Origin of the sequence: Kurthia gibsonii, from assembly GCF_006539985.1 — a bacterium.
Classification (GTDB): Bacteria; Bacillota; Bacilli; order Bacillales_A; family Planococcaceae; genus Kurthia; species Kurthia gibsonii.
Genome location: NZ_BJOB01000006.1, coordinates 12,863 through 27,796 on the forward strand (window position 1 = coordinate 12,863; position 14,934 = coordinate 27,796).

At 38.3% G+C, this 14,934-nt stretch carries 12 protein-coding genes and 1 riboswitch; of the genes, 1 reads left to right on the forward strand and 11 read right to left on the reverse strand.

The features are described 5' to 3' along the window. Nucleotides 1–26: 26 nt before the first annotated feature. The 6 genes from sufU to gltB all read right to left on the reverse strand — a co-directional run bounded on the left by sufU (nt 27) and on the right by gltB (nt 10,092). Complete coding sequence (gene sufU / locus KGI01_RS02970) at nt 27–455, reverse strand: Fe-S cluster assembly sulfur transfer protein SufU (protein ID WP_087680029.1); 429 nt, start codon at nt 453–455, stop codon at nt 27–29. Beyond that, nucleotides 448–1,674 (reverse strand): cysteine desulfurase, encoded by a 1,227-nt coding sequence (locus KGI01_RS02975; protein WP_087680028.1) that lies wholly within the window; start codon nt 1,672–1,674, stop codon nt 448–450. Before KGI01_RS02975 ends, sufU begins: the two co-directional genes overlap by 8 nt. Then, nucleotides 1,674–2,975: a Fe-S cluster assembly protein SufD gene (gene sufD / locus KGI01_RS02980; protein WP_068451435.1), complete on the reverse strand. Its 1,302-nt coding sequence runs from the start codon at nt 2,973–2,975 to the stop codon at nt 1,674–1,676. Before sufD ends, KGI01_RS02975 begins: the two co-directional genes overlap by 1 nt. A gap of 19 nt (nt 2,976–2,994) precedes the next feature. Further along, nucleotides 2,995–3,777: a Fe-S cluster assembly ATPase SufC gene (gene sufC / locus KGI01_RS02985; RefSeq protein ID WP_141273142.1), complete on the reverse strand. Its 783-nt coding sequence runs from the start codon at nt 3,775–3,777 to the stop codon at nt 2,995–2,997. A gap of 339 nt (nt 3,778–4,116) precedes the next feature. Beyond that, on the reverse strand, nt 4,117–5,592 hold the full coding sequence (locus tag KGI01_RS02990; RefSeq protein ID WP_141273144.1) for a glutamate synthase subunit beta: 1,476 nt from the start codon (nt 5,590–5,592) through the stop codon (nt 4,117–4,119). Nucleotides 5,593–5,604: 12 nt separating this feature from the next. Next, the gene (gene gltB / locus KGI01_RS02995) at nt 5,605–10,092 is read right to left on the reverse strand and encodes a glutamate synthase large subunit (protein ID WP_141273146.1); all 4,488 of its coding nucleotides are present in this window, start codon (nt 10,090–10,092) and stop codon (nt 5,605–5,607) included. A 108-nt stretch (nt 10,093–10,200) separates the two neighbouring features. On the opposite strand from gltB, the gene KGI01_RS03000 reads away from it, so the two are divergent. Continuing rightward, on the forward strand, nt 10,201–11,103 hold the full coding sequence (locus KGI01_RS03000; protein ID WP_141273148.1) for a glutamate biosynthesis transcriptional regulator GltC: 903 nt from the start codon (nt 10,201–10,203) through the stop codon (nt 11,101–11,103). A gap of 169 nt (nt 11,104–11,272) precedes the next feature. Here KGI01_RS03000 and KGI01_RS03005 read toward each other — a convergent pair whose 3' ends face one another. From KGI01_RS03005 to KGI01_RS03025, 5 genes are all read right to left on the reverse strand, one after another. Further along, nucleotides 11,273–12,106 (reverse strand): MetQ/NlpA family ABC transporter substrate-binding protein, encoded by an 834-nt coding sequence (locus KGI01_RS03005; protein WP_141273150.1) that lies wholly within the window; start codon nt 12,104–12,106, stop codon nt 11,273–11,275. A 24-nt stretch (nt 12,107–12,130) separates the two neighbouring features. Then, nucleotides 12,131–12,808 carry a methionine ABC transporter permease gene (locus KGI01_RS03010; protein ID WP_141273152.1) on the reverse strand — a complete coding sequence of 226 codons (678 nt, stop codon included), beginning with the start codon at nt 12,806–12,808 and terminating at the stop codon, nt 12,131–12,133. Then, nucleotides 12,801–13,826, reverse strand: coding sequence for a methionine ABC transporter ATP-binding protein (locus KGI01_RS03015; RefSeq protein ID WP_141273154.1), 1,026 nt, complete (start codon nt 13,824–13,826; stop codon nt 12,801–12,803). Before KGI01_RS03015 ends, KGI01_RS03010 begins: the two co-directional genes overlap by 8 nt. Before the next feature lie 95 nt (nt 13,827–13,921). Beyond that, a riboswitch (SAM riboswitch) is annotated at nt 13,922–14,031 on the reverse strand. A 57-nt stretch (nt 14,032–14,088) separates the two neighbouring features. Continuing rightward, nucleotides 14,089–14,397, reverse strand: coding sequence for a thioredoxin family protein (locus tag KGI01_RS03020; protein ID WP_141273156.1), 309 nt, complete (start codon nt 14,395–14,397; stop codon nt 14,089–14,091). 5 nt (nt 14,398–14,402) lie between these two features. Beyond that, nucleotides 14,403–14,756: a toprim domain-containing protein gene (locus KGI01_RS03025; protein WP_174795787.1), complete on the reverse strand. Its 354-nt coding sequence runs from the start codon at nt 14,754–14,756 to the stop codon at nt 14,403–14,405. Between the last annotated feature and the right edge of the window lie 178 nt (nt 14,757–14,934).

Consider the following 14,934-nt stretch of genomic DNA (forward strand, 5'->3'; position numbering starts at 1 on the left):
TCCTCCGTTCATCGCTTAGTTTTGTCTTACTTATTTTCGTTAATTCCTTTTTCCATCGCTTTCCAAGCAAGTGTTGCACATTTAATACGTGCTGGGAATTGTGCTACACCTGATAATGCTTCCACATCACCAAGGTCTAAATCTTCATCATGTTCTTTTCCTAACATCATGTCAGAAAATACATGTGCTAATTCGACAGCTTCTTCTGTTGTTTTCCCTTTAACCATTTGCGTCATCATCGATGCAGATGACATTGAGATTGAACAGCCTTCACCTTCGAATTTTGCGTCTGAAACAATTCCATCTTCTACTTGTAAAGTTAAGTGGATGCGGTCACCACATGTTGGGTTATTCATATCAATTGAAACGTTTGAGCCTTCAATTGTTCCCTTGTTACGTGGTTTTTTATAGTGATCCATAATAACGCTACGGTATAGTTGATCTAAATTAGACATTTGCAAAATACTCCTTCGCAAATCGCACACCTTTTGTTAATTCATCGATATCTGCTTCATCATTGTATAGGTAGAAGCTAGCACGAGCTGTTGCAACACAATTCAACCATTTCATTAATGGTTGTGCACAGTGATGTCCAGCACGAACAGCGATCCCATTACTATCTAGCGCTGTTGCTAAATCATGTGGATGTACATCATCGATATTGAATGTTACAAGTCCTGTGCGAATTTCTGGATTTTGTGGGCCATAAATGGTTAGGCCTTCAACAGTTGATAAGTTTTCGAATGCATATTTCGCTAGTTTATGCTCATGCGCAATAATCTCGTCCATGCCGATTTCGTTTAAGAAGTCAATCGCTGCACCTAGACCGATTGCACCTGCAATAATTGGCGTGCCTGCTTCAAACTTCGCTGGAAGGTCTGCCCATGTTGAATCTTGTAAGCCAACGAAATTAATCATTTCGCCACCGAATTCAACAGGTTCCATATTTAATAGATGTTCTTTTTTACCATATAAAACACCGATACCTGTTGGACCACACATCTTATGTCCTGAAAAGGCTAAGAAGTCACAGTCTAAATCTTGTACGTCTGTTTTCATATGTGGAACACCTTGCGCACCGTCAACAACCATTACAGCACCATGCTGATGTGCAACTTGTGCAATAGCTTTTACATCGTTAATTGTACCAAGTACATTCGATGCCATTGTGATTGCGACGATTTTTGTGCGATCAGTAATCGCTTTTTTCACTTCATCCATTGATAAAGTGCCATCTGCTTCTAATTCAATATATTTCAATGTGGCTTTTGTTGCTTTCGCAAGTTGTTGCCATGGAATCAAGTTAGAATGATGTTCCATATAGGTGATGACAATTTCATCACCTTCTGAAACATTTGCACGACCATAGCTTGATGCAACCATGTTTAAACCTGTTGTTGTACCACGTGTGAAAATAATTTCCTCTGTGGACTTGGCGTTAATGAATTGACGGACTTTCTCACGAGCACCTTCATATTCGTCAGTCGCACGATTCCCAAGTGTATGCACACCACGGTGTACATTTGAGTTATCAAATTCATAATACTTTTTAAGAGATTCGATGACTTGAATCGGTTTTTGAGAAGTTGCTGCACTATCTAAATAGATTAGCGGGTTCCCATTAATCTCTTGGTTTAAAATTGGAAAATAGCTACGAATGTCGTCTTTGATCATTATTTTACTTTCCTTTCGATTACCTCAACCAATTGTTTGCGTACACCCTCAATTGGTAATTGGCTTACTACAGGCTCAAGGAATCCATGAATAATTAGACGCTCAGCGTTTGCGCGTGTAATACCACGACTCATTAAGTAGTAAATTTGAAGTGGATCAACGCGACCTACAGACGCTGCGTGTCCTGCAGTTACGTCATCTTCTTCGATTAAAAGGATTGGGTTTGCATCCCCACGTGCGTTTTCTGAAAGCATAAGTACGCGTGATTCTTGTTCAGCGTTCGCTTTTGTTGCGCCGTGTTCGATTTTACCAATACCGTTGAAGATTGCGCGTGCCGCATCTTTCATAACTGCATGTGTTAAGATTTGACCATCTGAAGATTTACCCCAGTTACGAACTTCTGTTGTGAAGTTTTGGCTTTGTTTACCGCGACCGATGACAACTGTTTTTGCATCAGCACGTGAACCATCACCACGTAAATGTGTTACATTCTCAGAGATTGTATCGCCATCATTCATTAAACCTAATGCCCAATCTAATGATGCATCGCGTTTTGTTTCGCCGCGACGGTTGATGTATGAAGTGAATCCTTCTGCTAATGTATCGACTGCGCCGAATGTTACGTTTGCGCCGTCATTTACGATGATTTCTTCTACGATATTTACTTGGCCTTTTGCTGCGCCAATTGAAATGTAGTTTTCAACATATGTTACTTCTGCAAAGTTATCTGCTACAAGTAATACGTGGTTGAATAATGATACATTTTCATCATCTGTGAAGAATACAGCTTGAATTGGTTCTTTTACTTGTACATCTTTTGGTACATATACGAATAATCCACCGTTCACAAGTGCTGCATGTAACGCTGTTAATTTATGTTCATCTACTTCTACAGCTTCTGTCATGAAGTATTTTTGAACTAAATCACTGTGTTCTTTTACGGCAGTGAATAAATCCGTTACGATAACACCTTGTTCTTTTAATTCATCTGCTACTTGTAAATAAGCAGGTGTATTGTTGTGTTGGATGTAAAGTGTTTGTTGGTTTTCATCAACGATTGCTTGAACTTCAGCTGGAAGTTCTGTTAAAGAAGAAATTGCTTTACCTTCAACCTTGTGTTCTGGGAATTCAAAGAAGTTCCAAGAATCTACATTTGTTTTGTCAGGCTTAACCATTTCTAATGTTTCTACTTTTTCAAGTGCACGTTCACGAAGCTCCGTTAACCACTTAGGTTCATTATGTGCTTCAGAGAATGAGCGTACGTCTTGAGCGCTTACCGCTAATTTTGTTTCCACAGTCATGGCTTGCTCGTCCTCCTTCTTATGCTTCTTCAGTTACTGCGTCTGTGTCTTCAATACCTAATTCTTGTTTAATCCAGTCATAACCTTCAGCTTCTAAACGTTGTGCTAGTTCAGAACCGCCTGATTTTACTACTTTACCTTGCATCATTACGTGTACGTGATCTGGTGTGATGTAGTTTAATAGACGTTGGTAGTGCGTAATCATTAAGCAACCGAAGCCTTCACCGCGCATTTCATTAATACCTTTTGATACAACTTTTAATGCATCGATGTCTAAACCAGAGTCGATTTCATCAAGAACTGCGAATTTTGGTTTAATCATCATTAACTGAAGAATTTCGTTACGTTTCTTTTCCCCACCAGAGAAACCTTCGTTTAGGTAACGTTGGCTCATTTCTTCTGGCATTTCTAAGAATTCCATCTTTTTATCTAATTCACGGATGAATTTCATGATTGAGATTTCATCGCCTTCTTCACGACGTGCATTGATTGCTGAACGTAAGAAGTCGGCATTTGTTACGCCTGCGATTTCTGAAGGATATTGCATAGCTAGGAATAAACCAGCTCGTGCACGCTCATCTACTTCCATCTCTAATACATCTTCACCATCTAGTGTAATTGAACCAGAAGTTACTTCGTATTTTGGGTGACCCATGATTGCAGAAGCAAGTGTTGATTTACCCGTACCATTTGGTCCCATAATTGCATGGATTTCGTTTGTATTTAGTGTTAAGTTCACACCTTTTAAAATCTCTTTGTCTTCGATTGAGACATGTAGATCTTTAATTACTAAAGTTGACATTCCATTACCTCCATTGAATTATTAGGTTGGTTTCCCATTCCTAAATTATTATCATTCTAATTTTAACGCAAATAAAAGCCATTAGCAACTCATTTGATACTCATTATCATTTCACTATGAAATCCTTAAAAAGTCTTTACTTTATTCTATTTCCGAGGATTTCTAACATTTCCATTCTCATTTTCAATAAAGAAATCTAATTGAGAATTGTTTTCACTTCTGAAATAGTGATAACTGATTAAATTGTGGCTACTCAATGAACTCTCATCTAATAATAACAACTTTTAAAGAAAAAAAAAGACCAAATGAGAAAATTCTCACTTAGTCTTTTGGAAAAAATTATCTAACTGCGATTGCTAGGCGCTTCTTCAAAAATCCATGTACGACATCGGCTACCTCCCGTCCTTCGCGAATCGCCCAAACAATTAGGCTCGGTCCTCGTCTTGCATCTCCAGCTGTAAAGATGCCTTCTTCACTTGTTTCATATTTTTTAGTTGCGTAAATTCGATTGTTTAAAACACGTACATTGAAATGTTCACCGAGTTCTTCTTCAATTCCCTCAAAGCCAATCGCCACAAATACATAATCTGCAGGCCATACTTTTTCTGTCCCTTCTAGCTCATTAAAGTAGACATATCCTTCTTCATTGATTACCTTTTCCATTTGGATTGTATGCAGTTCTTTTAATCGACCATCAGGATGCGCCACCATCTTTTTCGTTTGAATGCAGTATTCACGAGGATCTTGTCCGAATTTTTCAACTGCCTCCTCATACGCATAGTCTAGTTTATATACACTCGGATCTACAGGCCATGGTTGGTCTTCTGAGCGTGTCATCGGTAGTTGCGGATGCTTCCCAAATTGATGTACTGATTTTGCTCCTTGTCGAAGAGCTGTTGCCACACAATCCGCTCCAGTGTCACCTCCGCCAATAACAATGACATCTTTCCCTTTTACATCAATTGGTGCTGGTTGATTTGCTAGTACACTTTTTGTTGTCTTCGTCAAATAGTCCATTGCTCGAATAACACCTGTTGATTCGCTACCTTCTAAATGAAGTGAACGTGCGACTGTTGCACCTACACAGAGAATGATTGCGTCGTACTCTTTTTGCAACTGTGACTTTGTAATATCACGTCCGATTTCTGTATTCAATTGAAAATGAATTCCTTCTGCTTCAAGTAAATCCACGCGCCTTTGAACGACAGATTTATCTAACTTCATATTTGGAATACCATACATTAATAAGCCACCTGCACGGTCGTCTCGTTCAAATACCGTCACTTCATGCCCCTTCTGATTAAGTTGGTCTGCTGCTGCTAGACCTGCTGGACCTGAACCAACAATCGCTACACGATAACCTGTTCTAGCATTTGGAATACGTGGTTTTACCCATCCTTCTTCAAAACCACGATCAATAATTGCTCGCTCAATATTTTTAATTGCCACTGCCGGATCATGAATTGCTACCGTACATGCCCCTTCACATGGCGCCGGACAGACTCTACCTGTGAATTCTGGGAAGTTATTTGTTAATTGTAATCTTTCTAACGCTTCTTTCCACTGGCCTTTGTAAACTAAATCATTCCATTCAGGCATTAAATTATGAATCGGACAACCTGCTGCCATTCCTCGAATCTCTATGCCCATATGACAAAAAGGTGTACCACAATCCATACAACGCGCGCCCTGAATTGATAAAACATCATCTTCGAATCGACGTGTATATTCATCAAAATTCGTCACACGTTTTTTAGGTGCAACTTCATTCCCTTTTTGTCTCTCATATTCCATAAAACCAGTTTTCTTTCCCATGATGGACACCTCCTATTTTGTCGCAGACATGAATGCTTGCATCGCTGCTTCTTCTTTATTTAACCCTTCATCTTCAAATGTTTGAATCTCCTGTAGCATCATTTCATATTGCTCTGGAATTACTTTAATAAATGCTTTTTTCTTTTCTTCAAAATGATTTAAAATATCTTGTGCTTTTGTACTTTCTGTAATCAAATAGTGCTGTTCAATTAAATGATGTAAGTTCGTTTCATCTTGTTTCGTCAATACATCTGCGATACGAATCATCTCTTTATTACACGCTTTTTCGAATACCTCACGATTTGTAGGGCAAATATAGACCACACCACCAGACATACCTGCAGCAAAGTTTTTACCGACATCACCTAAAATGACTACATGACCACCTGTCATATATTCACAGCCATGATCGCCTATTCCTTCTACCACGATATCAGCGCCACTATTTCGAACTGCAAAACGTTCACCTGCTCGACCATTAATTAGCGCTTGACCACCTGTTGCACCATAAAGACAGACATTCCCTGCAACGACATTTTCCTCAGCCTGCCCTTTCAATGGTGAGATGACAGCTGCTGTACCACCTGATAGCCCTTTTGCAAAGTAATCATTTGCATCACCTTCTACAGTCATCAACATTCCTTTTGGCATGAAAGCACCGAAACTTTGACCTGCACTTCCTTTAAAATGCAGTTGAATCAGTTGGTCTGGTAATCCGTTTGCACCGTATCTTTTTGAGATTTCGCTACCAACTATTGTCCCCACTACACGGTCTACGTTTCGAATTGGTGAAGTGACTTGAATTGCTGTTTTCGTTTGAATTGCGTAATCAACTTGTCTAAATAATGAACGCATATCAAGTGATTGATCTAAACGATGATTTTGTTCTACTTGTTTCGTACGCGGTCCTTCTACTTGCACAAGCAGTTTCGATAAATCTAAGTGGCGTGCTTTCCAATGCTCTTGCCCTTTCTTTCCTTGTTCGAGTATATCTGTACGTCCAACCATCTCGTCAAATGTACGGAAACCTAATTTCGACATCCACAAGCGAACATCTTCTGCAATAAAGTACATAAAGTTGACTACATGTTCTGGTTTTCCCATGAACTTTTCACGAAGCGCTGGATTTTGTGTAGCTACCCCTACAGGACATGTATCTAGATGGCATGCACGCATCATGACACATCCAAGTGCAATCAGAGGCGCGGTCGCAAAGCCAAATTCTTCTGCACCAAGTAATGCTGCTAGAATTACGTCTTTCCCTGTCATAAGTTTACCGTCTGTTTCCAATGTGACACGCTCACGTAAATGATTCAGCATCAATGTTTGATGTGCTTCTGCTAAACCAAGCTCCCACGGTAAGCCCGTATGTTGAATACTTGTCTTAGGTGAAGCACCTGTTCCTCCATCATATCCACTAATGACAATTTTATCTGCTGCACCTTTTGCTACACCTGCTGCAATCGTCCCAACACCTGTTTTCGCTACTAGCTTCACACTAATACTTGCTTCTCTGTTCGCGTTCTTTAAGTCATGAATCAATTCAGCCATATCTTCAATTGAATAAATATCATGATGTGGTGGAGGTGAGATTAATCCAACACCAGGTGTTGCACCACGTACTTTCGCAACCCACGGATATACTTTATTCCCTGGTAACTGACCACCTTCACCGGGTTTTGCACCTTGCGCCATTTTAATTTGTAATTCATCTGCATTGACTAAATAATGTGAACTAACACCAAAACGTCCTGAAGCAATTTGCTTAATCGCACTTCTTCTCAATTGTCCTTTTTCGTCGACTTCAAAGCGTTCTGGAGATTCTCCTCCCTCACCTGAGTTGCTGCGGCCTCCAATTTGATTCATCGCAATCGCCAATGCTTCATGTGCTTCTTCAGAAATTGAACCATAAGACATAGCACCTGTTTTAAATCGTTTGACAATCGATTGTGCTGATTCTACTTCTTCTAACGGAATTGATTGTAAGTCTTCTTTGAATGTGAATAAATGGCGTAAAAATCCGATTTGTTCTTCATTTGCCATCTCTGCATATTGATAATACAGTCCAGCATCATTTTTACGAACAGCCCACTGTAATGTATGAATCGTTTTCGGATTAAATGCGTGATGTTCTCCACCTGAACGCCATTGATATTCGCTGCCTGATTCTAATAATAAAGAATTAGCTTCAACTGCTTCATGGAATCGTTTCTCAGCTTCTAATTGAATCGTTGCTAAATCAATGCCACTCAACTGTGATTTTGTACCTGTGAAATGTTGAGCAATCACATCCGTATGAATCCCTACTGCTTCAAAAATCTGGGCACCGCGATAACTTTGTACCGTTGAAATCCCCATTTTCGCCATTACTTTAACAATTCCATCTGTCATCGCTTTTCGGTAACACGCGAAAGCTTCTGATAATGTTTGTGACAATTTTTCTGTATGCACTAGTTCCTCTACTGTTGCATAAGCCAAACTCGGATAGATTGCATCTACACCGTAACCGATAAGCGTTGCAAAATGATGAACTTCTCGCACTTCTAACGACTGTACAACTATGCTGACACGCGTACGTCTACCTGTTCGAATTAAATGATGATGTACGCTACTTGCTGCTAATAAAATAGGTACTGTCGGTGTGATAGTCTGTAGGTCATCTGATAATACGATAATTTCAGCACCATCTTGAATTGCTTCATCTACTTGTTTTGCTAAATTTTTCAATATTTTTTCTAAATCTTCTGTCATTTCAAGAGAGATTGTCGCAATGCGGAATTGATTTTGCTTTTGTAATGCTAGCCATTCTCCTGGTGTTAAAATCGGTGAGTCTAATTGAATGCGACGACTATTATTTTCCGTTGGATGTAATAAGTCACCTTCTTTACCAAGCAATGTCATCGTACTCGTCACAATATGTTCTCGAATTGAGTCAATTGGTGGATTCGTCACCTGCGCAAATAATTGTTTGAAGTAATGGAATAGCGACTGTGGTTTTTCCGATAAAACAGCGAGTGGTGCATCATTCCCCATCGAACCAATCGGATCCTTTCCTTCTTGTAGAACAGGTAACAGATATTTTTTCGTATTTTCATATGTGTAGCCATGAATTTTTTGACGTAATCTTATTTCATTTATTTGCACTTCATCTCCTAGAGCTGTCAATTTAACAAGAGACTCATCCAACCACTTTTCATATGGTTTTTCTGTCGCCATTTGATATTTCAGCTCATCATCCGCAATTACGCGACCTTCTTCTAAATCAATTAATAACATCTTTCCAGGACTTAAACGCTCTTTATACAGAACATCTTCTTCTTTTACATCCACTACACCTACTTCAGAAGAAAAGATCATATAGTCATCTTTCGTTACATAATAACGCGCTGGTCGTAAACCATTTCGGTCTAAAATCGCCCCAATTTGCTTTCCGTCTGTAAAACAAATAGCTGTTGGACCATCCCACGGTTCCATTAATGTACTATGATAGTTGTAAAAAGCTTTTTTCTCTTTTGAAATATGTGGATTTTCTGTCCAAGGCTCTGGAATCATCATCATCGCTGTTTGTGCTGGTGTACGTCCTGCTAAAACGAAGAACTCAAATGCATTATCTAACATGGATGAGTCACTACCACTCTCATCAATAATCGGTAAGACTTTTTGTAAATCGTCACCGAATGCATCTGAAATAAATTGTTGTTCACGCGCTTTCATCCAGTTAACATTCCCTTGTAATGTATTGATTTCACCATTATGAATCAAGTAGCGATTTGGATGCGCTCGTTCCCATGAAGGAAATGTATTCGTACTATAGCGTGAATGGACCATTGAAAAGGCCGAAGTAAAGTGAGGTTGTTGCAAGTCTTTATAAAAAATAGCTACTTCTTCAGGTGCTAATAGACCCTTAAAAACCATTGTTTTACTTGATAGACTCGCACAATAAAATGAGATGTTTTTTGCTTTTGCAAATTGTTCCGTCTGTTTACGAATAAGATATAGTTTACGCTCAAAAGCGAGATCAACTGTTTGTGGATTGGCTTGAATAAATAATTGTCGAACAATGGGTGCTGTCTTTTTCGCTGTATCGCTCAATGTCGATGCATCAACTGGTACTGTTCGGAATCCTAGAACAGTTTGTCCTTCTGCTTCTGCATATTTTTTCATTTGTTCTTCAACTACTTGTTGACCTTTTGCATCGTCTTGCGAAAAGAATAGCATGCCTACACCATACATACCTTCTACCGGTAATTGAAAGGCAGTTATTTCTTGGCGAAAGAAATCATGTGGGATTTGTACCATCAGTCCTGAACCATCACCTGTTTTCCCGTCGCTTCCTCTCCCAGCACGGTGATCTAGACGACATAGCATTTCCAATCCTTTTTCAACGATTTCATGTGTTTTTTTTCCTTTTAAATTAACATATAGACCGATACCGCATGCATCATGCTCGTCTCTTGGTGAATATAAACCTTGCTCTTTTGGTAATAAATGAAATGACATATCGATTCCTCCCTTGTATTCTATATTTTAAATTCACAAATTCATATAAACAATATATAATTTATATAGAATCAATCGTTTTTTTAGATGAATAGGGGATGTATAACTATGGAATTAAGACAACTACGCTACTTTGTAGCTGTTGCGGAAAGAGAACATATATCAGAGGCTGCTGAATCTTTACATGTCGCACAGTCAGCAGTCAGTCGACAAATTTCCAATTTAGAAACAGAACTTGGTACAGAATTATTCGAACGTATTGGACGAAATGTTAAACTTACACCAATCGGTAAAGTTTTTTTAGAACATGCTCTCATTGCGCTTGAAGCCATCGACTTCGCTGCCAAACAAGTCGAAGAATACTTAGATCCTGAACAAGGAACAATTAAAATCGGCTTCCCAACAAGTCTTGCAAGCTTCTTATTACCAACCGTCATTTCGGCATTTAAAAAAGAGCATCCGAATGTATCTTTCCACTTGCGTCAAGGTTCATATCGCTATCTCATCAATGCGGTGAAAAATCGTGAATTGAATCTTGTTTTTTTAGGACCTGTCCCTAAAAAAGATGAAATCATTGATACAAAAATTCTGTTTACAGAAAAAATATCTGCACTTTTACCTGCTACACACCCACTTGCAACAAAAAAAGAAATTCAACTAGCAGATTTACGTAACGAGCCTTTTGTATTATTCCCAGATGGCTTCATTTTAAATAAAGTCGTAGTGGATGCTTGTAAATCGGTTGGATACACACCAATCGTGAGTTCTGAAGGTGAAGATATGGATGCTCTAAAAGGGCTTGTAGCAGCTGGAATGGGTGTTACGTTACTTCCTGAGAGTGCCTTTTATGATTCGACACCAAGACGTACGGTTCGTTTACCACTATCCGAACCAAGCTTCACACGCAATGTAGGTGTTGTATTCCCACATAACCGTGAATTAGCACCATCTGAAAAAATATTTTTAGAATTTGTGAGTACCTTCTTCTCACGTCTTACACAATTCATCTAATTGTATAAATACCCGAATCTCACATCATCTATATACAACTTAGAAAACGGGATATTAAGCGAATGTAAAATAAAAGCTCGGAAAGCTGTGTCATTACACATGCTACTCCGAGCTTTTTCATGTAAAAAAATAAAGAGCATCGCCTAAACTGACAATACCCTTTAGTTCATTATTGGTTCACAGGAACAACTGAACCTTTCCACTCTTTTTTGATGTAGTCTTGGATTTCTTTTGAGTGTAAAACTTTCATTAATTCTTTGATTTCTTCTTTATCTTTGTCACCTTTACGAACTGCTACTACATTTACATATGGTGAGTTTGAATCTTCAATTGCAATTGCATCTTTTGTAGGAATTAAACCTGCATCAATTGCATAGTTTGAGTTGATAATCACAGCATCACCTTCGTTATTTTTGTACATTTGTACTAATAGTTCTGGAGCTGTTTTTGTATCGATTTTTAAGTTTTTAGGGTTTTTATCAATATCTTTTAATTGTGCTGTTGATTTTTTAACGCCGTCTTTTAACGTGATTAAGCCTTTTGCTTCAAGTAATGTTAAAATACGACCTTGATCTGCTACAGAGTTTGATACTAGAATTGTCGCGCCTTTAGGAAGGTCTTCTAATTTTTTATACTTTTGAGAGTAGATACCGATTGGCTCGATGTGTACGCCACCAGCACTTTCAAAATCATAACCATTTGATTTGATTTGATCTTCTAAATACGGAATGTGTTGGAAGAAGTTCGCATCTAAATCTTTTGAATCTAAATCTTTATTCGGTAAGATGTAATCTTGGTACGGTTCGATTTCTAATTTGATGCCTTCTTTTTCAAGAATTGGTTCTGCTTGTTCAAGAATTTTAGCGTGTGGTACGTTTGAAGCACCGATTTTAATTACTTTTTCATCGCCGTCTCCTGATTTTTCTGAAGAACCACATGCTGCTAAACTAAGTGCTAACGCTGCTGTTAAAAGACCTGCTACTAATTTTTTTGATGTTTTCATGATTCATTTCCCCTTTTCTTTGCTCTATCGTTTATCAATTTTTGCTGTAATCAAATCTCCAATGAATTGAATGATGAATACAACAACTAATACTAATACTGTTGCGACGAATGTTACGTCGTTTTGACTACGTTGGAAACCATCTTGGAAAGCTAGGTAACCTAGACCACCCGCACCAATGATACCTGCCATCGCTGTATAACCTACTAAAGCAACTGCCGTCACTGTAATACCTGAAATTAACGCTGGTAAAGATTCTGGAATCAATACTTTCCAAATAATTGTTCCTGTTGTTGCACCCATCGAACGAGCTGCTTCAATCACACCACGATCAATCTCTTTTAATGCAATCAATACCATGCGTGCATAGAATGGTGCAGCCCCGATAATCAGTGCCGGTAATGCTGCGTTTGCACCACGCATTGTTCCCATTAAGAAGATTGTAAATGGAATTAATAAGATCACTAAAATAACGAACGGAATAGAACGGAAAATATTCACGATTGCTCCTGTTAAAAAGTTCACAACCTTATTCTCCCATAATTGGTGCGGTGCTGTTAAGAATAAAATAATCCCTAGCACTAGACCTAAAATAAATGTAATGATGGTTGAAACACCTGTCATATAAAGCGTTTCTAGCGTGGCTTGCCACATTCCTTCCCAATCAACATTTGGGAATAACCCTGTCGCTTCGTTATTCATGTGACATCACCTCCGACTTAATTCCTTCAGCAGTTAAATATGCTACTGCCTTTTCAACTTCTTCATCTGTTCCAGCAAGTTGTACGATTAACGTACCGTATGGACCACTTTTTGTCGGAGATATATTGCCATGTACAATATTTACATCGACATTAAACTGACGAATAAGGTGTGTCATAATCGGTTGCTCTGTTTTTGAGCCGACAAAGAATAATTTAATTAATTTGCCATTTTGGTATTGTTCTTTAATTTGTTCAATCGACTCTTGTTGCCCTACTGTATTCGTTACTTGTTGAACGAATCGTTTTGTAACAGGTGCCTGTGGTGCGTCAAATACTTGAAGAACATCGCCTTCTTCTACGACTTTTCCTTGCTCCATTACGGCTACACGATGACAGATTTTACGAATCACGTGCATCTCATGTGTAATTAAAATAATCGTGATACCGAGTTTTTCATTTACACTGCGTAATAAGTCTAAAATTGAATCCGTAGTTTCAGGGTCTAATGCTGATGTTGCTTCATCACAGAGTAATACTTCTGGGTCATTTGCAAGTGCACGCGCAATACCTACACGTTGTTTTTGACCACCTGATAATTGTGATGGATAAGCTTTTTCTCTTCCTCTTAATCCAACAAGTTCGATCAATTCTGCTACTTTTTTCTTTTTAGCAGCTTGATCAATACCTGCAATTTCTAAAGGAAAAGCGATATTCTCTTCTACCGTTCTTGACCATAATAAATTGAAATGTTGGAATACCATACTAATTTTATGACGTGCTGCACGGAGTTTAGCACCTTTAATTTTTGAAATATCTTCACCATTTACAATTACAGAACCACTTGTTGGTTTCTCTAAGCCATTAAATAAACGAATCATCGTACTCTTACCAGCACCACTGTAACCGATAATACCGAAGATTTCACCATCTTGGATAGTTAAGTTTACTTGATCGACAGCTGTGAGGGGACCATTTGAAGTTTTATATTGTTTTGTCACATTGCTGAGTTGAATCAAATTGTTTCCCACCTTTTTCGAACTTTATTCATAAAAAAAATCCCTTCTGTCAGACAACAGAAGGGTTTAAACATCATAAAATATGCTAAACCGTTCTCTCATCTCTCAAAGACTACATAGTCCTTGCGTGAATTGGCACCTTTTCACATAATGTGATGGTTGCCGGGCTTCATAGGGCACTTCCCTCCACCTCTCTTTATAAGAGTAACGAATTAAGTTCATTTAGTTATTGTAGATACTTTATCACTTCTAAATTGAAAGGTCAATACTTCTTTAAAATTTTTTCAAATAAATGTGGCACTGACTGAAAGGCATAAATTTTCTCTACTAACTCGCCATTTTGCGTAATAAGAAGACAAGGTACACTTTCAATTTCAAAGTCATACGCTAATTGCTCCATATAATTTAAGTTGGCTTTCCCCATCGGAACATGTCCAATTGCTTGCTCGGTCACATCCATCATTCTTGATGCAACTTGGCAAGTTCCACACATCGGTGTATAGAGGTAAAAAGCTGTTTTTTCTTGGGACTTCACTTGCTCTTCCCATTCTTCACGTGTCCATTCTTGCATTATTGTCATCCTTTATCTAATAAGTAACCTGACTTAATCTTAAATTTAGCTCCTTGTAACACTTTTGCTAAATGATAACGCGGCGTGCGTTCAACACCACCGTAACGCGGTAATGTATAAAGATGATGTGTATTGGGATATTCTTGTTGTACAAGCTTACGAAGTTTCTCGCCCATATCATCTGCATCGAAAAATGCATAAAAATCACAACTCTCATACGGCTGTAATAGTTCATCTAAACGATGAGAGCTTACGGTTCCGTTTGTACAGACAATCTCAACAGGTTCATTCAAAATAGGCTTTAACTGTAAACAATCTTGTCTACCCTCTACAATGAGTACTTTCTCAATAATCTTCATACACACCACCCCATCTGATTCCTTATTCTTTTTTCTGTTCTTTCTTACTTTATTTATACCATATTTTCGATATATTTTTGTAGGAATAGTGCTTATAAAAAAAGCGCATAGAAAAAACTTTACATACTTTACAACAAATAAAAAAAGAAGACAACTGAAATCAGTGTCTTCTAATCAA

Coding starts and splice junctions, on each gene's coding strand:
- sufU (WP_087680029.1), bottom strand. CDS start 455: ATGTCTAATTTAGATCAACTATACCGTAGCGTTATTATGGATCACTAT.
- KGI01_RS02975 (WP_087680028.1), bottom strand. CDS start 1,674: ATGATCAAAGACGACATTCGTAGCTATTTTCCAATTTTAAACCAAGAG.
- sufD (WP_068451435.1), bottom strand. CDS start 2,975: ATGACTGTGGAAACAAAATTAGCGGTAAGCGCTCAAGACGTACGCTCA.
- sufC (WP_141273142.1), bottom strand. CDS start 3,777: ATGTCAACTTTAGTAATTAAAGATCTACATGTCTCAATCGAAGACAAA.
- KGI01_RS02990 (WP_141273144.1), bottom strand. CDS start 5,592: ATGGGAAAGAAAACTGGTTTTATGGAATATGAGAGACAAAAAGGGAAT.
- gltB (WP_141273146.1), bottom strand. CDS start 10,092: ATGTCATTTCATTTATTACCAAAAGAGCAAGGTTTATATTCACCAAGA.
- KGI01_RS03000 (WP_141273148.1), top strand. CDS start 10,201: ATGGAATTAAGACAACTACGCTACTTTGTAGCTGTTGCGGAAAGAGAA.
- KGI01_RS03005 (WP_141273150.1), bottom strand. CDS start 12,106: ATGAAAACATCAAAAAAATTAGTAGCAGGTCTTTTAACAGCAGCGTTA.
- KGI01_RS03010 (WP_141273152.1), bottom strand. CDS start 12,808: ATGAATAACGAAGCGACAGGGTTATTCCCAAATGTTGATTGGGAAGGA.
- KGI01_RS03020 (WP_141273156.1), bottom strand. CDS start 14,397: ATGCAAGAATGGACACGTGAAGAATGGGAAGAGCAAGTGAAGTCCCAA.
- KGI01_RS03025 (WP_174795787.1), bottom strand. CDS start 14,756: ATGAAGATTATTGAGAAAGTACTCATTGTAGAGGGTAGACAAGATTGT.